We start from the raw sequence: 25,287 nt of genomic DNA, 5'->3' as shown, positions 1-25,287 counted from the left end.
ATTCGTTCAGGCTTTTTTTGTTTTAACGAGTTTTCCACATTCTGAACCTCGGTTGTTTTTTTTTTATATCTTGCCAATCAACATATGAAGAAAATAACATTTGCAATTCTGTTTTTCATTTTGTCTGCAACAGCAGTGAAAGCTCAAAACATCATCCCTGCCCAATATCAGGATCTGGTTAAAAAGTTAGTTGCTACTTTACCAAAAACTACTTCTACCAATTACAGCAATAGCTCATCTGCAAATTCTGAAACCCTAATTGATTTTGCCAAAAGCATGCTTGGGATTCGCTACCGCTACGCTACCAGTAACCCTAAGATCGGTTTTGATTGTTCAGGCTTCGTGAGTTACGTGTTCAGTAATTTTGGCTTCAAGGTTCCACGTTCTTCCAGAGAATTCAGCGGCGCAGGTAAAGAAACCACCCTCGAGAATGCTAAAGTTGGCGACGTATTAATCTTTACCGGAAGCAACTCTCGCGTGAGAAGAATTGGACATGTAGCCATTGTTTACTCTATTGATGAAAATGGAATAAAATTTATTCATGCCTCTTCTGGTAAAGCACACAGTGTTACCATTACCGAACTGAATGGTCACTATAGAAATCGGTTCATGAAGATTGTGAGTATAATCTAATTACTTTTTATACTTCCACATCCTGGTTTTTCCTTCACTAATCCATTCTATCGACGTTTCTAAACGCTTTTGCTTTGTCGCATCCGTTTTTGCCTCTTCCAGCCAAAGTACATAGTCTTTTTTATTGGAAGCGCTGAAATTTTGGAACACCTGCAGCGCCAAAGAATTTTCTTGCAGGGCATCAATGAAATATTCTGGAATAATCAATTCTTGCGGTGTCACCTTTGGTTTAGCAGGCAGTTTGACGCCATCTTCATTTAATTGAATTGCCTGTTGAATGTAGGCAATCAAAATATCATCAGCAGGAAGATCAGCTAAAGATTTAATCTTCCCTAACATTCCCATATTACTGGTGTTCTTTTCGAAAATATTAAAATCATCTTCAATTAATGAACCCTTCCAAAAACCAAATGCACAATGATGTTTGAAAGCGGCGATATGGCAAACAGAACCTTTCAAATCAAAAAATGGCATTCCCCATTTGATGGTTTCTACAATTCTGGCATCCGCATGGTGCACAAGGATTCTTAAATGCTCCAGAATTGGAATGGCGAACGGCGCCGATTTTATAATGTATTGATCTACTTGTACAGAGGTATGCATAGCTGTAAAATTACCAAATAATCTGTTTTGAAGTTTGAAGCTTAACAAGCGGCAAACTTGCTTCTTTACCGAAAATATTAATTACGCCCCTAAATGTACCCATTCTGAAGTTGACTTTAAATTCTTTTGTAATCTGCCGCTTAGCGTCACTTAAAATATTAGATCATAACTCACCCTGAGAAAGCTTAAATAGCCCAACTTTCTGTCTTCGAAAGGATCGTAAAAACCCCAGGCATAATCAAAGCTATCAAAAGACCTTAAATCTAAACGAACGTTTTATGATTGGTCTGCTCAAAATAAACTAAAGCAAAACAATCTTCAATGCCACATCTACATTACCATCGCTTAGGTACTGCCGGGCAAGCTCGTGCAATTCCCGCTCACGATTCGTGGTATCACCAATGGTGGCGTCTAGAACTTCTTTTACTTCCGGAAGTGAAGCGACCAGGTCAACTTCTTCATCAGATGGCAAATGCTCTACATTCCCTAACATCCCTAAGTCATTCCCGGTTAATACTTTAGATAAGCGAACCGATTTAGGCAAGGCATCTACCCCAATCCCTAATTTAGCAAGTGGCTTGGCTACCTTAAACAAATTTTCTGCTGTTACCCTACAATACCAATCACCGCCCAAACGGGCAACTAAATCGATCTTCTGCTGATCAATTTTCCCTTCATCATTCAGAATGTTTTCATTGATGTGAATGAGCTTGATCTCTGCCAGAACAAGATTACCAGCCCCATGACTCTCCCCTAATGGGATAACCTGATTCACAATACACTCAAACTGCACGGGTGCTTCTGCCACTCTTGGTGGTGAAACGAGTTCAGATTTAAGCATTGTGAAACCTGCTTTTTCGAACTCGTTTACTCCTTTGGCATATTCTGTACTGGCTAAACTCATCTGCTGCACCATATCGTAATCCACAATATTAATGACACATTCTTTTACTTCGAGCACGTTTTCAAGCGTATGCTTTGTTGTATTATCGCGCACCCTTCGGGCGGGTGAAAAAACACAAATCGGCGGTTTAGTGCTAAACATATTGAAAAAACTGAATGGGCTTAAATTAATATTTCCATCAACATCGATTGTTGAGGCGAAACATATCGGCCGAGGCGCTATCGCATATTGAAGGTAATCCTGCAATTGCACCGGTGATAAGTCTTCAGTTTTTAAGGTTAACATTTTGAGTAAAGGGGTTAGTATTGGTTAGCGGTTAGTGTGGGTTAGGGGTTAAATGTTGGAAAGTTTAAATGTTGGAATAAGGGTAAAAAGTTGCTTGCATTGCGCCTAATTAAGAGCTTGTTGAAGCTAAAAACAATTGAAGTTAACGTGGAAAATGGTTTAAAAGTTTGCATGCATTACACTTTGGGTAAAATTGTTGAAGCTATAAGCAACCGGAAATATAGGTGACTAAATACCTTTCTTCAATGCTTTTTTCTTCATTTCGAAGTCTCGAAGATAATCGATGAATCGTTTCGTTTTGGAAGAGAATTCTATGCATTTGTCATAGAGAAATTTAAAATTAACATCAGATAGTTTCTTTGCTTCTGACATGATAATTATTTTATTTCGAAACTCTCCAGATGAGCCTTTTGCATAGGTCAGAAAACGGATAAAATCAGGGTTATTGTTATACTCAAATCCTTCTGCTACATTATCAGACATTGACATTGCAGCCCGTCGAAACTGATCTTTTAATCCAAAATCAGATTTCATTGGTTCCAAATCGGAAATACGATAAGCTTCCACCCCAACCTGTTTTGCAATCTGCCATATTTCTAAATCTTCAAATTTCTCAATTTTTGCCATTCTCAAAATATATTGTAGAAAACATGAATACTATTATTCAGCGATAAGCATACCAAACGCTTAGAAACTTTTCAACCTTTTAACATACAACTCACGCCCAAAACATTCGAACCTTTCAACTTTCCCCAACCTTTTCTCAACGATAAACTTATTTCTTCAAAGCTAAAATAGAAAAATCAGTTTCTGCTTTCGTGATGGTATTGGTTAAGGCACCTAAGCCGGTGATTTCCATTTCTACCACATCACCCGGTTGTAACCATTGCGCTTTGTAAGCGGGATCATTTAGTAACCCGGTGCCATTCAGTTCTAAGAAACAACCTGTTCCAACGGTACCCGATCCAATTACATCTCCTGGAAGAACATCCACACCATAAGCACAACGCTCAATAATTTCTGCAAAAGTCCAGTCCATATCTGCGGCATTGCCTTTAGACACTTCAATTCCATTTACCCTGCAGGTCATTTTTAAATTGTAAGCATTCCCCATATGGCCATCTTTAGCGGCAACTTTATATTGTTCTATTTCATCTGGCGTAACTAACCACGGACCAATAACAGTCGAAAAATCTTTTCCTTTTGCAGGCCCTAAATTTAATAGCATTTCTTCCATTTGAAGGGTTCTGGCACTCATATCATTCATCACCATATAGCCGGCGATATATTCATCAGCCTCTGCTGCTTTAATATTTCTGCCCTTTTTGCCGATTACCACAGCAAGTTCAAGTTCAAAATCCAGTTTTTCAAAATGATCTGGCATACACTCAATTTCGCCAGTACCCTGAATAGCGTTATGGTTGGTGAAATAGAAGATAGGATATTCATCAAATTGCGGAATCATGTCTAATTTCCGGTTCCGTCGAGCGGAAGCTACATGCTGTCTGAATGCATATCCATCTCTGCAGCTGGTAGGGTTTGGCACTGGCGCAAGGATCTCGTAAAAAATTTCTTCCTTGGCTTCCAGGCTTCCCTCTTTTATCTGCGTATCAATCTTTTTAGCCCGCTCCATTAATACTTCGCCACCTTGCAAAAACTCATTCATGTTATCTGGCAGTAACTTATCACAGCTATTTAAATTATAAATATGTCCGTCGATGAACAGACCTAAATGGACAATTTCTTCGGTTTTATAGGATACGAATTTCATAGGATTTGGTTAAAATACGTGGTAAATATAGTAAAAAGGTATAGTGTTCAAAATCATCACAACTAGAGTTAGGCCCAAAGGAAGAAATCTGCGTTGGATAAAAATTTCAGATCTCTAACCTATAAAAGCAAACGAATTAAAATTCCTAAAAGTTTCTTCTTGCCAAAAAATTACTTACTTTAGCAACATCAAAACCATGATCTTAAAAGCATTACATATCAATTTAGTGAACGACGCCATTGCTGCACGTCGCTATAAAATGCTATCTAAGTTGATCATGGCACAATATTCTTAATAGCCTTTTCCGCCATCGTATTTAATTAGAACGCCTCGTCGTTTTTTATTGTTTACTGTTTTAGATTTTATTTCTAACCTAACATCAATCTATATGCCTGTTTATCATAAATTGGGGCAGATACCCGCAAAACGCCATACGGTTTTTCGCAAGCCAGATGGAAATCTTTATGCTGAAGAACTCGTTTCTACTGAAGGCTTTTCGAGTTTATATTCGCTTGTTTACCACTGTTATCCACCTACCATTGTAAAACACCTGGGTGAACCTTATAACGTAGAACCAAAAATTGCGAGAGCGAAACACCTTAAACATACCAGCCTGATTGGTTTTAATATTAAGCCAGAGGATGATTACTTAAAAAGCCGGAAACCCGTTTTGGTGAACAGTGATTTACACATTGTACTTGCGGCACCAAAAAAATCAATGACCGATTATTTCTACAAGAACAGCCAGGCTGATGAAATGATCTTCGTTCATGAAGGATCAGGAAAGCTTAAAACAGGGTTTGGTGAGATAAAATTTGCTTATGGCGATTACCTGATCATCCCCCGGGGAACAATTTACCAACTGGAATTTGATAATGAGCAAAACAGGCTATTCATTGTAGAAAGTTTTAGTCCGCTAAGACCGCCAAAACGATACCTCAACCAGTTCGGGCAATTGATGGAACACTCCCCATACTGCGAACGGGACTTGCGATTGCCAGAGCATCTTCAAACCCACGATGAGCATGGTGACTTCAAAGTGCTGATTAAAAAACAAGGGTTAATTTACCCATATACTTATGGCACACACCCTTTTGATTACGTAGGCTGGGATGGCTATCACTATCCTTACGCCTTTTCCATTCACGATTTCGAACCCATTACCGGCCGCCTTCACCAACCGCCACCCGTACACCAAACGTTTGAGGGACATAATTTTGTAGTTTGCTCCTTCGTTCCGCGTAAATACGATTACCATCCGGATTCTATTCCTGCCCCTTATAACCATAGCAACGTGGATAGCGATGAGGTACTGTATTATGTAGATGGCGATTTTATGAGTCGTAAAAGTGTGGTAAAAGGGCAAATCACTTTGCATCCGGGTGGTATTCCGCATGGACCACATCCAGGTACTGTGGAAAAATCTATTGGCAAAGAAAAAACGGATGAACTGGCGGTAATGATTGATCCTTTTAAACCCCTGATGCTCACGGAAGATGCAATTTCGATTGAGGATGAAAATTACCACAAAAGCTGGCAGGTGTAATGGTTAGTCGGAAGTCTTTAGTTCAAAGTCTATAGTCTATTTCACAAGAAACAACTTTACAATTATTAATATACGATCTGAAAAATGATCATCAAAAATACCACAAATGGAAACACAAACTTTTGCAGAAAAGATATCAAAGGCACCAGATTTTCTGCCCATAAACGGAACGGATTATATTGAATTCTATGTAGGAAATGCCAAGCAGGCCGCTCATTATTACAAAACAGCTTTTGGCTTTCAAAGTCTCGCTTATGCCGGGCCAGAAACAGGCGTTCGCGATCGTGCATCTTATGTATTACAGCAAGGGAAAATCAGGTTGATCCTAACTACAGCTTTAAAATCTGATCATCCCATTTCAGCGCATGTAAAAAAGCATGGCGATGGGGTTAAAATCCTTGCGTTATGGGTTGATGATGCTTATAGTGCTTTTGCAGAAACCACTAAACGCGGCGCAAAACCTTATATGGAACCGAAAACGCTCACTGATGAAAATGGTGAAGTTAAAATGAGTGGTATTTACACTTATGGTGAAACGGTGCATATGTTTATTGAACGCAAGAATTACACAGGTGCCTTTCTGCCTGGCTACAGGGTTTGGGAAAGTGATTACCAACCTGCAGATGCCGGTCTTTTGTACATTGATCATTGTGTAGGCAATGTGGGTTGGAACCGTATGAATGAAGCCGTGAAATGGTACGAAGAAGTGATGGGTTTTGTTAATATCCTTTCTTTTGATGATAAACAGATCAACACGGAATATTCTGCGCTGATGAGCAAGGTAATGAGCAACGGGAATGGTTTTTCGAAATTTCCAATCAATGAACCTGCTGAAGGTAAAAAGAAGTCACAGATTGAAGAATATTTAGAATATTATGAAGGTGAAGGTGTACAGCATATTGCCGTAGCTACAAAAGATATCGTAAAGACCGTGAAGGAATTAAAGTCTCGTGGGGTAGAGTTTTTAAGTGCGCCACCAGAGGCTTATTATAATATGATGCCTCAACGTGTAGGTAAAATAGATGAAGAAATTGCGTTGTTAGAAAGCCTGGGGATATTAGTGGATTGCGATGAGGAAGGCTATTTATTGCAAATCTTTACCAAACCAATTGAAGACAGACCTACACTATTCTTCGAAATTATTCAACGGAAAGGCGCTCAAAGTTTTGGTGCTGGCAATTTTAAGGCACTTTTCGAGTCGTTGGAACGTGAGCAGGAATTAAGAGGAAATTTGTAAGGAGGAGTAAAGATCAAGGATTAAGGAGCAAGGATCAAAGAGCAAAGATCAAAGGGCAAAGAGCAAAGATCAAGGATCAAAGAGCAAAGATTAAGGAGCAAAGAAAAAAGAGCAAAGATTAAGGAACAAGGATTGATGTGCAGTAAAAGCCTTTAATCATTTCTCCTAATTGATTTCTTCACTAAAACTTCATAAACGAAGTGCACCTTTGATATAACAAAACACCAGAAGCGATTTCCGTTTTGTTAAATTCTAAAAACTTCATAATTAGTTTTTTAGTTTTCCGGTTACCCTTATCTGATACCTCATGTATTGCAAAATACATGAGGTTTTTTTGTTTGTTATTCAGCGCTTTCTTTTAGCATTTCGAAAAGCTCATCCGGGCCGCCATCGAACTTGGTTCCGTTTACATAAAAAGAAGGCGTTCCATTAACACCACTCCGCACACCACTTTCAAAATCATCTTCCACCTTTTGTTTTACACCACTGTCTAAAACATCTTTTTGGAATTGCTCAACGTCTAAACCAATGGTTTCCGCAAGTTCTGCAAAGAGATCCTCACTTAGTCTATACTGATTTTCATATAGGGCATCGTGCATGTCCCAGAATTTTTCTTGCAGGCCAGCTGCTTCTGCGGCAACTGCCGCCGGAAAGGCAAATTCATGCGATTCCTGAAGCGGGAAGTGACGAAAAACGAACTTGATCTGATTAACAAAGGTCTCTTCTATTTCTTTGATAATTGGATAGGCATGCGCACAATGCGGACACTGGTAATCACCATATTCTACAATGGTAATGGATGCAGACTCAGATCCTTCTACATGATCTTTGCCGCTTACTTCGGGTTTTAATGTGCTCATAAAGCGTCTATTATTTTTCTAATTCTTCCAATGCATCTAATATTCCATCAGCGCCAGGGTTTACTGCCGTTGGTGATAAATAACTCCAAGCAACTTTCCCTTCCTTGTTAATTACGAAAAGTGCCCGTTTACTCTCGCCTACTTCATCATCGTAAACGCCGTAAGCTTTTGAAACTCCACCTTTCGGTTCGAAATCTGCCAGGAGCGGAAAATGCAATTTCCTATCCTGCTGAAAAGCGTTATGGCACCAGGTACTATCTACAGAGATGCCAATCATCTGCGCATCGTGTTTACTAAAAAACTTTAGCATTTCATTATACAACGCCATCTGGTCGCCACATACCGGACTCCAATCTGCAGGATAGAATGCCAGAATAACATTCTTGCCTTTAAAATCTGACAATTTAATTTTTTGATCTGGAGTGGCATGCAGTTCAAAGTCAGGTGCTACTGTTCCTTTTTCTAACATCTTTTTATATTTTTTTCAAGTTATAAAACTTCACCCAGGTGTTTGTAATTAGATTTTATGGTATCGAAAACTTCTCCCATTTTTCCACCCAGCATTAATTTGGTCATAGAAATGGTCATTCCTTTTACTTGTTCCCATTCAATTTTTGGCGGCATTGCCAGCGCATTAGGATTAGTCATGATGTTTAATAACACAGGCCCTTTTTCGGCAAATGCATTTGCAATACCTGTTTCAACATCATCAGGATTACTGATCGTAACTCCTTTGAAACCCATGGCTTGTGCCACCAGTGCGAAATCGGGGTTAATCATATCAGTTTCATTATCAGGTAAACCATCAACTTCCATTTCCAGTTTCACCATTCCTAATGCACGATTGTTAAACACGATGATTTTTATTGGCAGGTTATATTGTTTGATGGTCGCCAGATCGCCAAGCAGCATCGATAAACCACCATCACCGCAAAGGGCAATCACTTGTTTTTCAGGATAAGCAAGAGCCGCACCTATCGCCATGGGCATCGCATTCGCCATTGATCCATGATTAAAAGATCCAAGCATTTTCCGCTGTCCGGTTCCATCTATAAATCTGGCACCCCAAACGCAACACATACCGGTATCTACAGTATAAATTGCATCCTGATCGCTTAATCTGTTAATGGTATCCGCTACAAATTCTGGTTGAATTTTATTTTCCGTTCCCTGATCCTTCACATAACTAAGCTGATGTTCTTTTACCTTTCCATAAAACTCCAGTTGAGCCTTTAAAAAGCTGTCGTCTGTTTTTGGAGTAATTAACGGGAGCAAAGCGGATAACGAGTCTTTGATATCGCCGCAAAGCCCCATATGAAGTTTTGCTCTTCTTCCCAGTCGTTCCGGGCTTTCATCAATCTGAATGATTTTGTTTTTTTCGGGCATGAATTTCTCGTAAGGGAAATCCGTTCCCAATAGCACTACCACATCAGATTCGTGCATGCTGTGGTAGGCAGATGGCTGACCAAGCAAACCCGTCATTCCAATTTCGTAAGGGTTATTATGTTGGATACCCATTTTTCCCCGAAAAGAGAAGCCAACTGGTGCTTTGAGTTTTTCTGCAAGAGCCACTACTTCATCATGTGCCTCAGCAGCACCAATACCGCAATAGATGGTGATTTTTTTACCTTCGTTGAGGCTTTGTGCTAATAAACTAAGGTCGCTATCATTCGGCCTGATTACCGGTTTACTATTAAATAATTGCATCGAAGTTTCACTTTCAATAGCATCCAGCTGCGCAACATCACCCGGCAAACCAAAAACGGCAACGCCTTTATTGTGTACAGCATGCTGTATCGCAGCCTGAAACATTCTGGGAACCTGCGCGGCAGTGGTTGCAATCTGATTATAGGAGCTGCAATCATCAAATAATTTTGTGGTATTGGTTTCCTGAAAATAGTCCATTCCAAATTGTCCGGTATCAATGGTAGAGGCTATGGCAATAACCGGAACGTGAGATTTATGTGCATCATACAAACCATTAATAAGGTGTACGTGACCAGGGCCGCAGCTTCCTGCACAGCAAGCTAAGCCATCCAGTTCCGCTTCTGCGGCAGCGGCGAATGCACCTACTTCTTCGTTCCGAACATGGATCCACTTAATTTTTCCATTCCTTCGTACTGCATCGTTAAAGTAATTCAAACTATCGCCGGTAACCGCGTAAACTCTCTTTACGCCAGCTTCAACCAGCATTTCTACTAATTGCTCTGCAACATTTTTAGCCATGATATAATTCTTAAAGTTTAGGCAATTCGCCTTAGTTATTATGATTACTATTTATACTTCAAAACCAATGGGATTGTTTGCAGGGATTTACAGGGTTTTGTAATATTTGACTAAGAAACTGATTATCCCAGCTTTTGTCTTTTAATCAGATAGGCCTGAAGTACCGGGTAGAAACCAGCTGCAATATCAGCATTAATTAAATCTACTTTGTATTGCGCACATTTCAACGCAATTTGCTGACGGTAAGCATTAATGGCGATCTGATAATTCTCTTTTACCTGATTGGTGTGCACTTTAATGGTACTACCAGTTTCCATGTCAATAAACTGGTACGGACGATTTTCAAAATTAAAATCCACTTCTTTAGCTTGATCAACCACATTGAAAACTACGATCTCATGCTTATTGAATTTGAGGTGCTGCAAAGCGTCGAAAAACTGATCGGTTTGCTCCGGGCTGCTTTGTGTATTTAATAAATCACTGAAGATAATTACAAGCGACCTTTTGTGAATCAGATCTGCCACCTGATGAAGGGCTTCGCTGATATTTGTTTGAGCATTAACTTTCGGTTTTTCCAAAAGCTCTTCTAATTTTGCGAAGAGAAATTTTTGATGAACAGTGGTTGATTTTGCAGGTGAGTTTAGCAAAACTTCATCGGTAAAAAGGCTTAGGCCAAAGGCATCCCGCTGCTTTTTGAGCAAATACATTAATGATGCCGCCGCCTGAATAGAAAAGGTTAATTTATTGCTTTTCGGTTCTGGAAAATACATTGAGGAAGAAACGTCAATTACGAACTGACAACGAAGATTAGTTTCTTCTTCAAACCTTTTGCTGTAAAGCTTATCTGTTTTGGCGAATAATTTCCAATCGATATTTTTGACGTTGTCGCCACTGTTATATTGGCGATGTTCAGCAAACTCGACAGAAAAACCATGAAAAGGGCTTTTATGTAATCCGGTGATAAAACCTTCTACCACCTGGCTCGCTAATAATTCGAGATTTCCAAAACTGGTTTCATGATCATAGTTTACTGCCTGCATATCGTAAAGCTAATAAAAAAGGAGTTATTAATTTAGCATTATTCTATCAGCTGGTATACTGAAGCGCCTAAAAAGCGATATGCAATAAAATAAAACCTCGTAGATTTTAAGTTCTACGAGGTTGACATTTCAATTGGTGGGTGTGTCTCCACCTGCAGAAACAGGAATTATTTAGCCGCTATTTTGTACAGTTTGCCGTTATCAGTCACCGCATACAAAGCACCATCTTTTTCTACTAAATCACGGAAGCGTTCGCCTTTTCCTTCCAGTAATCTTTCTTCGCCTACAATTTTGTTGTCTTTGATTACCAAACGGATAATATGTGAGCCGCTTAATGCACCCACAAATAAATTCCCTTTCCATGACGGAATCTTATCGCTGTTGTAAAAGGCGATTGAGCCCGGCGAGATTACTGGATTCCAGTAATAAACTGGCTGCTCCATTCCTTCTTTCTGCTGAATTCCATCGCCAACAGCCTTTCCGCTATATTCAATCCCATAAGTAATTATCGGCCAACCGTAATTCTTACCTGGTTTAATCAGGTTAACTTCATCACCACCACGTGGGCCAAATTCTGCCTCCCATAGGTCGCCAGTTAAAGGATTTATGGCCAAACCATCTGGATTTCTAAATCCATAAGCATAAATTTCTGATTTTGCTCCTGCTTTACCCGCAAATGGCCCGTTAGGCACTGGCTTACCATCTTTTGTGAGATGCACAATTTTGCCGAGCGAAGAGTTCAAAGCCTGTGCTTGGATTCTGACTTCTTTATCAGATCTTTCCCCTACACTTACAAAAAGATTTCCAGATTGATCAAAAACAATTCTTGATCCATACTGTAATTTACCTGTATGTGCGGGTGTAGCCCGATATATAATGGTTTGGTTTTCTATCTTAGTTTCGCTGGCGGATAATTTCCCTTTGGCAATAGCTAATAAAACGCCCTTTGCCTGAGGTTCAGAATAAGCCCAGTAAACCATTCTGTTCTTTGCGAAATCAGGATCCAATGTTACGTCTAATAAACCACCTTGTCCGGAGGCATCAACCTTTGGCAAACCCTCAACCTTCTTTAGCAGTTTTCCATCCGCACCTAAAATCACCATCGATCCTTGTTTCTGCGTAATTAGAAATCCACCATTCGGCAATACCGCAATTCCCCAGGGGTTTTCCAGTTTTTCGTTGAGGATGGAAATAGACAAAGGTGTTTCTGTTTTTACCCCTGCTATTCTGGTTTGGCCTGCAAAAGCAGGTTTATAATCTGCAGTAGGCTTCTCTGTTTCTACCGGATTTTGAGCTAAAACGCTTTTCACGTTTACGCAGTTTAAGGCAAATCCCGCAATAATAATTCCTAATGTTTTGTTGTTGAATAGATTGATAGGCATGATCAAATATTTTTATTAAATAAACAAAAAATAAAGCAATAAAAAACCCGAACTCTGTAACGAATTCGGGTAGTATATGTAGACTAACTTAATTATGATTAAGCTAATTGCTTGTTTAATTTATCAGCCAACACTGATTTTGGAACTGCACCTACTTGTTTATCTACAACCTGACCATCTTTAAAGTACAATAAAGCTGGGATGTTACGGATACCAAACTGCATTGAAATTTGTGGGTTGTTATCAACGTTTACTTTTCCAACTACTGCTTTCCCATCATATTCTTTAGCGATCTCTTCTACTACAGGACCAACCATGCGACAAGGGCCACACCATTCTGCCCAAAAATCTACTAATACGGGTTTATCTGATTTTAATACAAGCTCCTCGAAGTTTGCATCTGTGATTTCTAATGCCATAATTATTTTTTTATGTTCAAATATATGTATTCAATTGCAATGCCAACTATAATGTAATGTCAATTTGACATTGTTGTGTTACAGGTTATGGGTTATAAGTTATCTGTTAATTGAGGGAATAAAAATTAAGCTTTTCATTTAACATCTAAACATTTAACTCGTAACTATAACCAACAATAAACCTTTAGTTTAGCTTGTAATTAACAACATTAAGACCCAGCAATTGTTCTAGAAACTTATTGTTAGGGTTGATTTTTATATTCTTAGATGATAAATCTAGCATAATCTGCTTCTCACTATCAAAAACGGCGAAGTTAAGCTGGCAGTTTTGCTGATCGGAATTTGCCTTATTGTCTGATAAAATCAATTCTATTTCTTTCATCAACTCATCATTAACCCGCTCGATTGGTACCTGGATAGTTAGGCTTTTGGTAAGTTTATCCCGCAACTCAGACATTAAATTAATCGCCGTAATTTTGAACTCCCAATCGCCTGCCTTTCCAAATCTTTCGCCTACCCTACCCCTTATTTGCAAGAAATATCCTTCGGTTAGGAACGATTTAAATTTCAGGAAATCTTCTCCAAAAAGTGCCATTTCGCAAGCATCCTCATAATCTTCGAAAACAAATGTACCGAAAGGCTTACCTGTTTTTGTAATTCGCTGAGAAGCTGCAACCACTAATCCTCCTACACAAAGTTCCCTATTCTGAAGTTTGGCAAACTCAGCCAAAATATCTTCATTGGTATCGCCCATCCGCACTTTATTAATAATACTCAATTGCCTCACGCCATGGGTACAGAATTTATCAAGTTCCAGCTTATAGTTATCCAGGGGATGGCCCGAAAGGAAAATCCCGATCGCATCCTTTTCATATTTTAAACGGTCCATCAATGCCCATTCTGGTGAAACCGGTAAGGAGGGTTCTAAAATCAGATCCGCTTTCGAACCTCCAAATAATGATGCCTGTGAGGTATTTTCATTGTTCTGGAAGTCGTTGGCAAATTTGATTATCTTTTCGATACCATTCATTTTATCATTTGGACCAATATAGAAATACTGTGCCCTATGACCTCCAAAAGCATCAAACGCACCGCTATATACGAAACTCTCGTAAGCTTTTTTATTGACAATCCGCGTGTTGGAGCGTTTTGCGAAATCATAAACTGAAGCATAAGGACCGTTAGCGCCGCGTTCTTCAATAATGCTTTCTACGGCTTTTTCTCCCACACCTTTTACTGCAGACATCCCAAAACGAACCTCGCCTTTGGCATTTACGGAAAACTTGAGGTCTGATTCGTTAACATCCGGGCCTAAAACCACCACGCCCATCTGTCTACATTCCTCCATAAAGAAAGCCACTTGCTTAATATCGCTCATGTTGTTAGACAGTACCGCAGCCATATACTCTGCCGGGTAATGTGCTTTCAGATAAGCCGTTTGATAGGCAATCCAGGCATAACAGGTGGAGTGAGATTTGTTAAATGCATAAGACGCAAATGCCTCCCAATCTTTCCAGATTTTTTCTAAAGTTGTGGCATTATGGCCTTTTTCTGCGGCCTGCTTTACAAATTTAGGTTTCATTTTATCCAGAACTTCCTTCTGTTTTTTACCCATCGCCTTCCGCAAAACATCGGCCTCACCTTTTGTAAAGCCTGCCAATTTTTGCGATAAAAGCATCACCTGTTCCTGGTAAACGGTAATTCCATAAGTTTCTTTTAAGTATTCTTCACAGGCATCTAAATCGTACTGAATTTCCTCTTCCCCATTTTTACGTCGAACGAAACTTGGAATATACTCCATTGGTCCCGGTCGATATAATGCGTTCATGGCAATTAAATCGTCGAAAACGGTAGGCTTCAATTCCTTCATGTACTTTTGCATTCCCGGACTTTCGTACTGGAAGATACCGATGGTTTCTCCACGCTGGAAAAGCTCATAAGTCATGACATCATCAATCGGGAAATTATCTGGGTTGAGATCAATGCCATGCCTTTTCTTCACCAGTTTAACGGTGTCTTTGATTAAGGTTAATGTTTTTAACCCCAAAAAGTCCATCTTTAATAAACCGGCACTTTCTACAACGGAGTTATCAAATTGGGTAACATATAAATCAGAATCTTTAGCCGTTGCAACGGGAACGAAATTGGTGATATCGCTCGGGGTGATAATTACCCCGCAGGCGTGAATCCCTGTATTTCTTAATGAACCTTCTAAAACCTGCGCCTGTTGAATGGTTTCTGCACTTAAATCTTTAAGCAAGCCCATTGCTTTCAACTCCTGAACCCGCTCATATTCATCCGGACGTAAAGCATCTTTCAAACTCTTTTCATCGAGGTTGAAAATTTTCGCCAGCTTCATATTTGGAATCAGCTTCGCAATTTTATCTGCTTCAAACAATGGTAAGTCCAACACACGAGCCGTATCGCGAATGGATGACTTAGCCGCCATTGTTCCATAGGTAATAATTTGCGCCACCTGGCTGGAACCATATTTGTTAATTACGTATTCCATTACGCGTCCACGGCCCTCATCATCAAAATCAATATCAATATCGGGCATGGAAACACGATCCGGATTCAGGAAACGCTCAAAAAGCAAATCGTATTTGATTGGATCTATATTGGTTATCCACAAACAATAGGCTACTACAGAACCCGCAGCAGAACCACGGCCCGGCCCTACAGATACATCTCTTCGTCGCGCTTCGGCAATAAAATCCTGCACAATTAAGAAATAACCCGGATAACCCGTTTTCTCAATCGTGGCCAGTTCGAAATCTAACCGCTCAATAATGGGTGGCGTAAGTTCTCCATACCTGATTTTAGCACCTTCGTAAGTGAGGTGCTTTAAGAATTTATTTTCCCCACGCTTTCCGCCATCAACTTCATCTTCTTCTACCAGAAATTGTGATGGAATATCAAATTTAGGTAAGAGTACTTCACGGGCAAGTTTGTAGATTTCAATCTTATCTACAATCTCCTGTATGTTTAAAATCGCCTCGGGCAAATCGGCAAAAAGCGCTTTCATTTCATCGCCCGATTTGAAATAATATTCCTGGTTAGGTAAACCGTAACGGTAACCACGTCCGCGACCTATTGGCGTGGCCTGCTTTTCCCCATCTTTTACACAAAGTAAAATATCGTGGGCATTGGCGTCTTTTTTATTAATATAATAGGTATTGTTAGTTGCGACTAATTTCACCTCGTGCTTTTTGGCCAATGAAATTAAAGATGCATTTACGCGGTCTTCATCTTCCTGGCTGTGGCGCATTACCTCCACATAAAAATCATCGCCGAATTGTTCTTTCCACCAGATCAAAGCTTCCTCTGCCTGGTTTTCACCCATATTTAAGATTTTGTTAGAAATCTCTCCGGAAAGGTTTCCTGAAAGTACAATGATATTATCTTTATATTGCTCAATTACCTGCCTATCTATCCGGGGTACGTAATAGAACCCTTTGGTATAAGCAATGGATGACATTTTCGCCAGGTTATGATAGCCAGCTTTGTTCTTCGCCAGCAATACCATCTGGTAGCCATTATCTTTCACCTTTCTATCCAGGTGATCATTACAAACAAAAAACTCAACGCCAATTATCGGCGTCATCACCACTTCGGTAGGTCTTTCACCAGCTTCAATAGAGGCCGCATTTTTAGCCTCTGCTGCTTTGTTATGATTTAAAACATGATTTACAAAGTGAAACGCACCCATCATATTCGCGTGATCCGTCATGGCTACAGCAGGCATTTTTAATGATGCAGCGGCTTTAATCAATGCGGGGATGCTAATGGTACTTTGTAAAACTGAAAACTGGGTGTGGTTATGCAGGTGAACGAAAGTTGCAGAAGCCAGTTCCTCTTTGTTTCTGGCAATTTCCTGTTTAGAAACACCGCCACCTTCGGCTTTTTGCAGTCGCTTGCGAATCTCATCAGAAGCTGATTTTAGATTGACGTGCTGTATACCAAAGCTGGGAATGGATACGGGATTTACTTCCCTGAAACGTGGAAAATACTCCGCATCAACCAGTAATTCTTCTTTCTTGAAAACTTCTTTTTTAATTAACTCCAGGAAACAACGGGTTGTGGCTTCCACATCGGCAGTTGCATTGTGTGCTTCATTGAAAGGAACGCCAAACAGGTAAGAATGCAGCTCTGTTAATGTTGGCAATTTAAAACGGCCACCTCTACCGCCAGGAAGTTTTAATAAATCTGCTGTAATTTCGGTACAGGTATCTAATACAGGCATCTCTACCATGCGATTTTCTACCCCGAAACGGTGAAATTCACAGCCCATAATATTTACGTCGAAGCCAACATTCTGGCCGACAATAAATTTTGATTTTGCAAGAACTGCATTAAACTTTTCCAGCACTTCTGCTAAGCTGATGCCCTGTTCGTCGGCCAGTTCGGTCGAAATTCCGTGAATGCGTTCAGCATCGTATGGGATGTTAAAACCTTCTGGCTTAACCAAATAATCTTGATGCTCAACCATCCTCCCCATCTCATCGTGTAGCTGCCAGGCAATTTGAATACAACGTGGCCAGTTATCCGTATCGGTAATTGGTGCGTTGTAGTTACGAGGCAAACCCGTGGTTTCTGTATCGAAAATTAAGTACATATTGTAATCTAAAGAATTAGCCGTTCAGGAATGATAACGGTTCTTCAAAAATAAGGAATTTGACAGGGGTATTTGTCACATTTTATCAACAATAGCTAAGAGTTGAGTAACAGGGTTTTGAAAAAATCATTGCAGAGCGGATACTTCAGCTCTGAAGCAATCGCTACCAAAGAAATCACAGAATAGATTGCTTCGTCATGCCTCCTCTCCAAGACCATTCCGCTCGAAGAATCGTCTCCCTGAACTTGATTCAGTCTTAAAGATATAAATGGACGATCATGATGTAAAGGTTATTCCCACAAATTTAAATGATCATCGCAAATTTTATGATTCACTTCAGCGGAAATCTTCTTAATCTGCGGGAAAATTATTTTGACCAAATACGGTACTCACGCCATCTCCATCAAAGAAACCTATAAAAGAGATTGCTTCGTCGTGCCTCCTCTCAGAGACGATTTTACTCAGCGAATCGTCCTCCTGAACTTGATTTAGCATCTTTTGGATATAAATGGACGAGCATGATATAAAGGTTATTCCCGCAGATTTAAATGATCATCGCAAATTTTATGATTCACTTCAGTGGAAATTTTTTTAATCTGCGGGAAAATTATTTTGACCAAATGCGGTACCGACGCAATTTCCATCAAAGAAATCTATAAAAGAGATTGCTTCGTCGTGCCTCCTCTCAATGATAATTTTACGCATTGAATCGTCCCGAACTAAATGCAGGATTGACCCAGATTAAAAATGTTCCTGGCTTACCAATTCACTCACATCATAACCCATCACCCGGCAATTCTCAATAATATCTACCAATAAATCAGCTTCCATCTTTGGTTCACGGGCCATAATAAAGAGATATTTTTCATCTGGATGCCCCACCACTACGTAGCTATAATCATCTCCAATTTCGATAATCCAATAGCCAATTTTAAACGGCCATAAAAACTGAGCTTTCATATCTCCATCAGCCTTATTGTGATCGAAAAACAGTTTGGAAGTAATCGTTTTCTCTTCCGGATTACCTTCTTTATGGTATGTCGTCAGTACATCAAAATGATCGTCATCTTTAAGTGTATAAGTCTCAGTGGTCTGTTTCCAATTTTTATCCAGTAAAGCTGGGATGGAGTAAAGAGAATACCACTTGCCTTCGAAGGCCTTATAATCAATATCGGGGATGGGTTTATTTTCCATATTTTTTTTATTATATTATCATTTTTTCAGCCTTAGCCCTTTCTGCTTTATCTTTCAACCTTAGCCTTTCTACTCAATCATTAACCCCGGCAGAATTATAAAGTTTTAAAAGCATTTTTTAACCTTATATTTATTTCTACCTTCGATTAATATTTAGAGAAGCAAACCATTAAAATATAGATATATGAAAGTAACGGTTGTAGGTGCAGGCGCTGTTGGTGCTACCTGTGCAGATAATATTGCCCGTAGGGAATTAGCCAACGAACTCGTTCTACTCGATATCAAAGAAGGTTTTGCTGAAGGCAAAGCAATGGACATGATGCAAACCGCTACCCTGCTCGGCTTTGACACCAAGATTATTGGTGTAACTAATGATTACAGTAAAACTGCCGGTTCTGATGTCGTGGTGATAACCTCTGGTCTGCCGCGCAAGCCGGGAATGACTCGTGAAGATTTGATTGGTATCAATGCAGGCATTGTGAAAGGTGTTGCAGAGAATATTTTAAAATTCTCTCCGGAAGCCATTATCATCGTAATCAGCAACCCAATGGATACCATGACTTACCTGGCACTGAAATCGTTAGGTATACCTAAAAACCGTATTATTGGTATGGGTGGCACTTTAGATAGCTCCCGTTTCAAATTCTATTTATCTCAGGCTTTAGATTGTAATCCAAATGATTTACAAGGTTTCGTAATTGGCGGTCATGGCGATACAACTATGATTCCACTTACACGTTTGGCCACTTACCAAAGTTTACCTGTAAGCAATTTACTAGATGAGGCAACACTTGAAAAAGTTGCAGCAGATACTATGGTCGGTGGTGCTACCTTAACAGGATTAATTGGCACATCTGCATGGTATGCGCCCGGTGCAGCTGGTGCAACTTTGGTAGAAGCTATTGTTCGTGATGAAAAAAAACTATTTACGTGCTGTGTTTCTCTGGAAGGTGAATATGGTCAGCAAGATATCTGCTTAGGGGTTCCTGTAATTATTGGCCGTGGGGGATGGGAAAAAATTATCGATTTCAAATTAACTGAAGAGGAACAAGCGGCATTTAATAAAAGTGCTGATGCGGTTAGAAATATGAACAGTGTGCTGGCAGAAATGAAGTTAGTTTAAACCATTATTAACCAACTTACAAACCTTAGAATAATTAGTTGGATAACTTTAACTTACTTAGATGTCTTAGGTGTCTTAGATGGCAAAAATATAAATCAACCACCTTAGAATAAGTAGTTAGGTTAACTTCAACTTACTTAGGTGCCTTAGGTGGTAAAACACATAAATCAACCATCTTAGAAACCTTAGAATAAGGTTAACTTCAACTTACTTAGGTGTCTTAGGTGGTAAAACATATAAATCAACCACCTTAGACACCTTAGAATAAGTAGTTAGGGTAACTTAATCTCACTTAGGTGTCTTAGGTGGTAAAATATAAGTTAACCACCTAAGACACCTTAGAATAAGTAGTTAAGGCAACTTCAACTTACTTAGGTGTCTTAGGTGGTAAAAATATAAATCAACCACCAAATAAACCAGATGATTAAAACTCGTTAGCCTCAGGTGGTAAAAACAAACATGAAATCAATCCCTATCCCTTTAAAACTAATAAACTTACAAGATGATGGTTTCCACTTACTGGTTGAAATCGTTGTTTTTAAAGAAACGCATTTTGCCGTATTAGACACCGGTGCTTCAAGAAGTGTGTTTGACAAAGCGATTATAGAAAAGCATCTTTCCGAAACCCTTCATGTTTCAGATGAAATTAATGCAGCAACACTCTTCACCACCACTACCACTATTCAAGCCACCATTCCAGAACTTAAAATTGGCAAATTAAAGTTGAAGAATTATGAAACAGTTGCGTTTGATCTACAATCGGTTAGTGAAACTTATCAGCAGTTTGGTCACCCACCCATAGTTGGAATCATTGGCGGCGATATTTTAATGCAATATAAAGCCGTCATTAATTATGATAAACTCCTTATGAGATTATATAAATAACAAACATATTCATTTAGTAACCTAAGTCATTTTTATACAGGCATTTTCGTTGACATTTGTAATTGAAAATTTTACTATGAAAGATATTGAAACCAGAGCCGACATTATCCTTTTAGTTGATCACTTTTATAGTAAAGTACAAGATAACCAAACCATTGGTCCTATCTTTACCCAGGTGGCCAATGTTGATTGGTCTCATCATTTGCCTAAAATGTACGATTTCTGGGAAAGTGTTCTTTTTGGAAAAGCGATTTACAAAGGCAACCCCATGCTCACACACTTTGCACTTAACGAGAAAGCACCTCTAAAAACGGAAGAATTTAATACCTGGAAAACAATCTTTTACGAGGTTGTTGATGAACTTTTCGCTGGAGAAAACGCAGAGACCATTAAGCAAAAAGCCCAATCTATTGCGGATTTGATGCATTTCAAAATTAATTCTCCGAAATCAAAACTCAACATCATTTAAACACTTTGATTTGAGCGTTTTATACTAAATTTATTTAACCAAATAAACTTAATATGAAATCCTTTAAAATCCTGATCGACATCATTATCGTGCTCGCTATTGTATTCGTGGCAAAAGGCATTTAATTAATTTTCTGAATCTCAGACCTAAGCAAAAATTAACATACAGGCTAAATAAGCTGTGCGTTCTGCAACCCATTAAGAAGCTGTCTGAAATAATTAGATATCAATTCACAAAATTTCAAACGCCTGTGCACTCAAGAATTTCGCAAGCTTTATTGACATTACCCTAAAACTTGAAAAGCATTTTCCCCACCATTGGCCACACCTGCTAAGAAAATGGCAAATAATTATACCTTCCTTTCATTGAAAACAATTATATTGGAAAATTACATGAATTTAGATTTTGTAAATCTGCAATTTTTACAATTATTTTGCCCTAAATGAATTTATTAGTAGTAGAAGATGAGCCAAATGTGGTTTCAGTAATTTCGAGAGGTTTAACAGATGAAGGTTTTACGGTAAGTATCGCTCCTGATGGACTCATTGGCAAGCAAATGGCAATTGAGAATAACTTCGATTTGATCATTCTGGACATTATGCTTCCTGGCATTAACGGTCTTGAACTTTGTAAAATTATCAAAGACCTTAAACCCAGTACGCCTGTAATTATGCTTACTGCTTTAGGTACTACCGAAAATGTAGTCAACGGATTAGATAATGGTGCGGACGATTACCTGGTTAAACCTTTCAAATTTGCCGAACTTTTCGCAAGAATCAGAATGCTACTACGCCGCTACCACGGCACGGTTAACCTCGATCAGATTATCAGCATTGCGGATTTACAGATTAACCTCAGTGCAAAAACGGTTAATCGCAATAAAACCGACGTGGTGCTTACCGCAACAGAATACCGCTTGTTGGAATATATGGCAAAAAATAAAGGTAAAATACTCTCCAGAATCGATATCCTTGAAAATGTTTGGGACATTGACTTCAACCTTGGAACCAATGTGGTAGATGTTTACGTGAATTACCTTCGGAAGAAAATTGATAAAATTGCTGACCAAAAACTAATTCATACTGCGGTAGGCCTGGGCTATGTTCTAAAAGAAAAATAATGCAAATCGCCAAAAAAATCACTTTACTTTTTGCTATTCTTTCGGCGGTAATCATTTCGTTGTTAAGTGGTTTTGTCTGGTATTTCTCTAATGAATTTGCTTTTGAAGATTTCTATAAAAGACTGGAAGCCAGGGTAAATATCGCGGCACAAATTAAATTATACGAAGACCATAACAATGGTGTTTATGCTAAAATGCGTAACCAATATCTGGAGCGTCTTCCATCGGAGCAGGAATTTATCATCGATCCTAAAAAGACCACCTCACAGGTTGACCGTGAGCTACCTAAAAGTTTTTACAGCAAAATAAATTCGGGTGCAATGGCTCGCTACAGGGTGGAAAATCATTTTTATGCGGGAAAATATTTTAAAACATCCAAAGGCGGCTACATTGTTATTATTTCAGCCAACGATCCTTTTGGCTTTCGCGAGCTGGAGGATTTGCAGAAAATTCTAATCATTGGATTTTTCCTCTCCATTATCTTATCATTTGTAGTGGGGTGGAAGTTCTCCGATTACATGCTTACTCCGCTTAGAAACATCATTAAAAGTGTAAAGAAAATAAAGGCAGAAAATTTACACATGCGCCTGGAGGTTAAAAAAGGAAGCGATGAAATGTCGCAACTGGCCCAAACCTTTAACAATATGTTAAACCGCCTGGAAACTGCATTCGAGACACAAAATAATTTCATCAGCAATGCCTCTCACGAACTGAGAACACCCCTAACAGTCATTAGCGGAGAAGTTGAACTAGCTATGAAACCTGGTCAGGATCCGACCCAACAGCAACGGGCGCTGGTTAAAATTAAAGATGAAGCTGAACGACTGGAACATATCCTCACCAGCTTACTGGGCCTGGCACAATCAGGCTTTAATGGAAAAAACCAGCCTTGGGAAGAAGTACGGATGGATGAACTGCTCTGGGAAATCAAAGATTCAGTGAATCAGGTTTATCCCCACAGCACTATTCAAATTGACTTTAGTAAATTACCAGAAGAGGAATCGCTGTTAGTACTGAAGGTTAACAAAAACCTGATCAAGCTGGCTATATCTAATGTGGTAAGCAATGCCTGCAAATATTCTAACGAGAAGCCCGTGAGTATAGGAATTGAAAGTAATGGACAAACCCTGTCAGTCGCGGTAACAGATCGGGGAATAGGCATTCCGCAAACTGATATTCAGCATATTTTTGAACCATTTTATCGGGCATCCAACACCAACGCTTATAAAGGTTATGGTGTTGGCTTACCCCTATCTTTAAATATTATTAGGTTGCACCGCGGGAGCATCGCCATCAAATCTCAGGAGGGAATTGGAACGGAAATCAAAATAATACTACCATTATTTAGCCTGTAGCAGTATTTTTTATATATTTGTCATTATACACCCCTCCTAGTTGAAATTCTAATCTCATTCTAATCCCGTTCTTATTTGGCTATAATCTCATTGGCTTAAACTTGTATTAATTATTCATTTAAACAAGTAAGCAATGAAAACAGTATTAGTACCAACCGACTTCAATTTAGAAAGTACAAAGATTATTGATGCGCTTGTTCAGGCTCAACCTCTTGAAACCTTGAACGTGATATTTCTACATGCTTTCAAATTATCAGACTCTATAAGTGATATGCTTATGTTAAGTCGTCGCAGCCGTGATTATGAAAACGTAAGCGATGAGTTCTATCAGAAATTAAATGATTACAAAAAAAGATATGCCCATCAAATCAATAATATAGGCATAGAATACTTTTATGGAAGTACGGTATCGGCTTTCAAAAATTTTATAGAGGCATTTGATGTTGACTGCATTGCGTATCCAAAGGATTATAATTTTAAAGCCCTAAATAAATACAGCATCGATCCTAAGTTTTTAACCGAGAGATCAGGCTGCGAAGTGATTTATTTAAACATCATGACCATCCATGTTCATGAAAGTTTAATCGAGAGCCGCATTCCGGAATCACAGTTAAAAGAGTCGAACGCCTAGTTTTTAACGAATAAATATCAGATATTATGCTACTACGAAATAACATTCCACTCACCTACACCTTTGGAAAAATCAAGACCGAATTACTTTTTGTAATCAGTTATTCTGTAGGTATTGTAGTGCTTTATCAGAATTTTCACGTCACCAGAATCTCTATTCCTGTTGCTGTGCCAGCTTTATTGGGAACAATAATATCTCTTTTACTGGCTTTCAGATCTAACCAGGCTTATGATAGGTGGTGGGAAGCCAGAACGCTATGGGGTGCGATCGTAAATGATTCGAGATCAATCTCCCGCCAGATCTTGTCCTTCGTAGAAAATCCTTATGGATTAGAAGATGTGAATCAATTTAAAGATCGTTTTCTTAAAAGACAAATTGCGTGGTGCTACGCCTTGAGTCAAACGCTACGGGGTTTCAATGCCCGCAAAGGATTGGAAGAATTTCTAAGTCCTGAAGAACTTGCTTTTATTAAAAAACGCAGAAATGTAACCGCATCTTTATTGGAGTTACATGGAATGGACTTGAAAAAAGCACTAAATGAGGGTTGGATTAATAAATACCAGCAAATTGAAATTGATAAATCGATTACTGCATTATGTAACCATATGGGCGGCTGTGAAAGGATCAAAAACACGGTGTTTCCTGTTACTTACAGTAAATACATCAATATGTCTATCCACCTGTTTATTGTGCTTTTGCCTTTTGGTTTGATAGAATATTTTGGCTACATGGAAGTGCCTTTAGTGATAGCCATTGCAGCATTCTTTTTATTGGTAGAAAAAATGGCCGTTCATTTACAGGATCCGTTTGAAAATAAACCTACAGATACGCCAACCACAACCATCTGTAGAAATATAGAGCGGGATCTTTTGCAAATGATCGACGACGATAAAATATATGAAGATAAGCCACAAACTGAACTGGCATCAGTAGGCTCATATTATATTTTATAAAATCTCAATTCTTAGTTCTGTTCCGATTTGGAA

The 25,287-nt window shown here is 39.0% G+C and carries 22 protein-coding genes; 10 read left to right on the top strand and 12 right to left on the bottom strand.

Annotated elements, in window-relative coordinates; translation table 11 throughout:
* Positions 1 to 84: 84 nt before the first annotated feature.
* Positions 85 to 633, top strand: coding sequence for a C40 family peptidase (locus SOM16_RS17420; protein ID WP_320465278.1), 549 nt, complete (start codon positions 85 to 87; stop codon positions 631 to 633).
* On the opposite strand, the gene SOM16_RS17415 is transcribed toward SOM16_RS17420, so the two are convergent.
* The 4 genes from SOM16_RS17415 to SOM16_RS17400 form a co-directional block, all read right to left on the bottom strand.
* On the bottom strand, positions 634 to 1,236 hold the full coding sequence (locus SOM16_RS17415) for a YdeI/OmpD-associated family protein (RefSeq protein WP_320465277.1): 603 nt from the start codon (positions 1,234 to 1,236) through the stop codon (positions 634 to 636). It lies immediately after the preceding gene.
* Between the two features lie 301 nt (positions 1,237 to 1,537).
* Entirely contained in the window at positions 1,538 to 2,425 is an 888-nt protein-coding gene (locus SOM16_RS17410; protein WP_320465276.1) for a flavin reductase family protein, read from the bottom strand.
* A gap of 228 nt (positions 2,426 to 2,653) precedes the next feature.
* Positions 2,654 to 3,052 (bottom strand): four helix bundle protein, encoded by a 399-nt coding sequence (locus SOM16_RS17405; RefSeq protein ID WP_320465275.1) that lies wholly within the window; start codon positions 3,050 to 3,052, stop codon positions 2,654 to 2,656.
* A 148-nt stretch (positions 3,053 to 3,200) separates the two neighbouring features.
* On the bottom strand, positions 3,201 to 4,196 hold the full coding sequence (locus tag SOM16_RS17400) for a fumarylacetoacetate hydrolase family protein (protein ID WP_320465274.1): 996 nt from the start codon (positions 4,194 to 4,196) through the stop codon (positions 3,201 to 3,203).
* A gap of 388 nt (positions 4,197 to 4,584) precedes the next feature.
* On the opposite strand from SOM16_RS17400, the gene SOM16_RS17395 reads away from it, so the two are divergent.
* Complete coding sequence (locus tag SOM16_RS17395; RefSeq protein ID WP_320465273.1) at positions 4,585 to 5,742, top strand: homogentisate 1,2-dioxygenase; 1,158 nt, start codon at positions 4,585 to 4,587, stop codon at positions 5,740 to 5,742.
* Between the two features lie 106 nt (positions 5,743 to 5,848).
* Complete coding sequence (gene hppD, locus SOM16_RS17390) at positions 5,849 to 6,979, top strand: 4-hydroxyphenylpyruvate dioxygenase (protein WP_320465272.1); 1,131 nt, start codon at positions 5,849 to 5,851, stop codon at positions 6,977 to 6,979.
* A gap of 341 nt (positions 6,980 to 7,320) precedes the next feature.
* On the opposite strand, the gene SOM16_RS17385 is transcribed toward hppD, so the two are convergent.
* From SOM16_RS17385 to SOM16_RS17350, 8 genes are all read right to left on the bottom strand, one after another.
* Entirely contained in the window at positions 7,321 to 7,839 is a 519-nt protein-coding gene (locus SOM16_RS17385) for a DsbA family protein (protein WP_320465271.1), read from the bottom strand.
* Positions 7,840 to 7,849: 10 nt separating this feature from the next.
* A complete protein-coding gene (locus SOM16_RS17380; protein ID WP_320465270.1) occupies positions 7,850 to 8,308 on the bottom strand; it encodes a redoxin domain-containing protein in 459 nt (152 codons plus the stop codon).
* Between the two features lie 20 nt (positions 8,309 to 8,328).
* Positions 8,329 to 10,065 (bottom strand): thiamine pyrophosphate-dependent enzyme, encoded by a 1,737-nt coding sequence (locus SOM16_RS17375; RefSeq protein WP_320465269.1) that lies wholly within the window; start codon positions 10,063 to 10,065, stop codon positions 8,329 to 8,331.
* A 122-nt stretch (positions 10,066 to 10,187) separates the two neighbouring features.
* On the bottom strand, positions 10,188 to 11,105 hold the full coding sequence (locus SOM16_RS17370) for a DUF58 domain-containing protein (RefSeq protein ID WP_320465268.1): 918 nt from the start codon (positions 11,103 to 11,105) through the stop codon (positions 10,188 to 10,190).
* A gap of 167 nt (positions 11,106 to 11,272) precedes the next feature.
* Positions 11,273 to 12,487, bottom strand: coding sequence for a PQQ-dependent sugar dehydrogenase (locus tag SOM16_RS17365; RefSeq protein WP_320465267.1), 1,215 nt, complete (start codon positions 12,485 to 12,487; stop codon positions 11,273 to 11,275).
* A 98-nt stretch (positions 12,488 to 12,585) separates the two neighbouring features.
* Positions 12,586 to 12,906, bottom strand: coding sequence for a thioredoxin (trxA, locus tag SOM16_RS17360; protein WP_010602362.1), 321 nt, complete (start codon positions 12,904 to 12,906; stop codon positions 12,586 to 12,588).
* A gap of 184 nt (positions 12,907 to 13,090) precedes the next feature.
* A complete protein-coding gene (dnaE, locus tag SOM16_RS17355; protein ID WP_320465266.1) occupies positions 13,091 to 17,524 on the bottom strand; it encodes a DNA polymerase III subunit alpha in 4,434 nt (1,477 codons plus the stop codon).
* A gap of 741 nt (positions 17,525 to 18,265) precedes the next feature.
* Positions 18,266 to 18,718, bottom strand: coding sequence for a lipocalin family protein (locus SOM16_RS17350; protein WP_320465265.1), 453 nt, complete (start codon positions 18,716 to 18,718; stop codon positions 18,266 to 18,268).
* A 184-nt stretch (positions 18,719 to 18,902) separates the two neighbouring features.
* Here SOM16_RS17350 and mdh point away from each other — a divergent pair, with 184 nt between their 5' ends.
* The 7 genes from mdh (at position 18,903) to SOM16_RS17315 (ending at position 25,254) form a co-directional block, all read left to right on the top strand.
* The gene (gene mdh / locus SOM16_RS17345; protein WP_320465264.1) at positions 18,903 to 19,841 is read left to right on the top strand and encodes a malate dehydrogenase; all 939 of its coding nucleotides are present in this window, start codon (positions 18,903 to 18,905) and stop codon (positions 19,839 to 19,841) included.
* Between the two features lie 459 nt (positions 19,842 to 20,300).
* Positions 20,301 to 20,726: an aspartyl protease family protein gene (locus SOM16_RS17340; RefSeq protein WP_320465263.1), complete on the top strand. Its 426-nt coding sequence runs from the start codon at positions 20,301 to 20,303 to the stop codon at positions 20,724 to 20,726.
* Between the two features lie 76 nt (positions 20,727 to 20,802).
* On the top strand, positions 20,803 to 21,195 hold the full coding sequence (locus SOM16_RS17335; protein ID WP_320465262.1) for a group III truncated hemoglobin: 393 nt from the start codon (positions 20,803 to 20,805) through the stop codon (positions 21,193 to 21,195).
* A 442-nt stretch (positions 21,196 to 21,637) separates the two neighbouring features.
* Positions 21,638 to 22,315, top strand: a complete 678-nt coding sequence (locus SOM16_RS17330; protein ID WP_320465261.1) for a response regulator transcription factor — start codon at positions 21,638 to 21,640, stop codon at positions 22,313 to 22,315.
* Complete coding sequence (locus SOM16_RS17325; RefSeq protein ID WP_320465260.1) at positions 22,315 to 23,670, top strand: HAMP domain-containing sensor histidine kinase; 1,356 nt, start codon at positions 22,315 to 22,317, stop codon at positions 23,668 to 23,670. The genes SOM16_RS17330 and SOM16_RS17325 overlap by 1 nt, the downstream gene beginning before the upstream one ends.
* Before the next feature lie 133 nt (positions 23,671 to 23,803).
* On the top strand, positions 23,804 to 24,301 hold the full coding sequence (locus SOM16_RS17320) for a hypothetical protein (RefSeq protein WP_320465259.1): 498 nt from the start codon (positions 23,804 to 23,806) through the stop codon (positions 24,299 to 24,301).
* Positions 24,302 to 24,327: 26 nt separating this feature from the next.
* Complete coding sequence (locus tag SOM16_RS17315; protein ID WP_320465258.1) at positions 24,328 to 25,254, top strand: bestrophin family protein; 927 nt, start codon at positions 24,328 to 24,330, stop codon at positions 25,252 to 25,254.
* Positions 25,255 to 25,287: the final 33 nt, after the last annotated feature.

Source organism: Pedobacter sp. CFBP9032 (assembly GCF_034045265.1).
In the GTDB taxonomy this organism is placed as follows: Bacteria; Bacteroidota; Bacteroidia; order Sphingobacteriales; family Sphingobacteriaceae; genus Pedobacter.
This window is presented reverse-complemented; position numbering and strand designations above follow the sequence as displayed.

Bases quoted from the DNA above. Each gene is read 5' to 3' on its own strand.
- SOM16_RS17410 (WP_320465276.1), bottom strand. From the start codon at position 2,425: ATGTTAACCTTAAAAACTGAAGACTTATCACCGGTGCAATTGCAGGAT.
- SOM16_RS17420 (WP_320465278.1), top strand. From the start codon at position 85: ATGAAGAAAATAACATTTGCAATTCTGTTTTTCATTTTGTCTGCAACA.
- SOM16_RS17315 (WP_320465258.1), top strand. From the start codon at position 24,328: ATGCTACTACGAAATAACATTCCACTCACCTACACCTTTGGAAAAATC.
- SOM16_RS17330 (WP_320465261.1), top strand. From the start codon at position 21,638: ATGAATTTATTAGTAGTAGAAGATGAGCCAAATGTGGTTTCAGTAATT.
- SOM16_RS17365 (WP_320465267.1), bottom strand. From the start codon at position 12,487: ATGCCTATCAATCTATTCAACAACAAAACATTAGGAATTATTATTGCG.
- mdh (WP_320465264.1), top strand. From the start codon at position 18,903: ATGAAAGTAACGGTTGTAGGTGCAGGCGCTGTTGGTGCTACCTGTGCA.
- SOM16_RS17400 (WP_320465274.1), bottom strand. From the start codon at position 4,196: ATGAAATTCGTATCCTATAAAACCGAAGAAATTGTCCATTTAGGTCTG.
- SOM16_RS17350 (WP_320465265.1), bottom strand. From the start codon at position 18,718: ATGGAAAATAAACCCATCCCCGATATTGATTATAAGGCCTTCGAAGGC.
- dnaE (WP_320465266.1), bottom strand. From the start codon at position 17,524: ATGTACTTAATTTTCGATACAGAAACCACGGGTTTGCCTCGTAACTAC.
- SOM16_RS17405 (WP_320465275.1), bottom strand. From the start codon at position 3,052: ATGGCAAAAATTGAGAAATTTGAAGATTTAGAAATATGGCAGATTGCA.
- SOM16_RS17415 (WP_320465277.1), bottom strand. From the start codon at position 1,236: ATGCATACCTCTGTACAAGTAGATCAATACATTATAAAATCGGCGCCG.
- hppD (WP_320465272.1), top strand. From the start codon at position 5,849: ATGGAAACACAAACTTTTGCAGAAAAGATATCAAAGGCACCAGATTTT.
- SOM16_RS17340 (WP_320465263.1), top strand. From the start codon at position 20,301: ATGAAATCAATCCCTATCCCTTTAAAACTAATAAACTTACAAGATGAT.
- SOM16_RS17370 (WP_320465268.1), bottom strand. From the start codon at position 11,105: ATGCAGGCAGTAAACTATGATCATGAAACCAGTTTTGGAAATCTCGAA.
- SOM16_RS17320 (WP_320465259.1), top strand. From the start codon at position 23,804: ATGAAAACAGTATTAGTACCAACCGACTTCAATTTAGAAAGTACAAAG.
- SOM16_RS17395 (WP_320465273.1), top strand. From the start codon at position 4,585: ATGCCTGTTTATCATAAATTGGGGCAGATACCCGCAAAACGCCATACG.
- SOM16_RS17385 (WP_320465271.1), bottom strand. From the start codon at position 7,839: ATGAGCACATTAAAACCCGAAGTAAGCGGCAAAGATCATGTAGAAGGA.
- trxA (WP_010602362.1), bottom strand. From the start codon at position 12,906: ATGGCATTAGAAATCACAGATGCAAACTTCGAGGAGCTTGTATTAAAA.
- SOM16_RS17380 (WP_320465270.1), bottom strand. From the start codon at position 8,308: ATGTTAGAAAAAGGAACAGTAGCACCTGACTTTGAACTGCATGCCACT.
- SOM16_RS17375 (WP_320465269.1), bottom strand. From the start codon at position 10,065: ATGGCTAAAAATGTTGCAGAGCAATTAGTAGAAATGCTGGTTGAAGCT.
- SOM16_RS17325 (WP_320465260.1), top strand. From the start codon at position 22,315: ATGCAAATCGCCAAAAAAATCACTTTACTTTTTGCTATTCTTTCGGCG.
- SOM16_RS17335 (WP_320465262.1), top strand. From the start codon at position 20,803: ATGAAAGATATTGAAACCAGAGCCGACATTATCCTTTTAGTTGATCAC.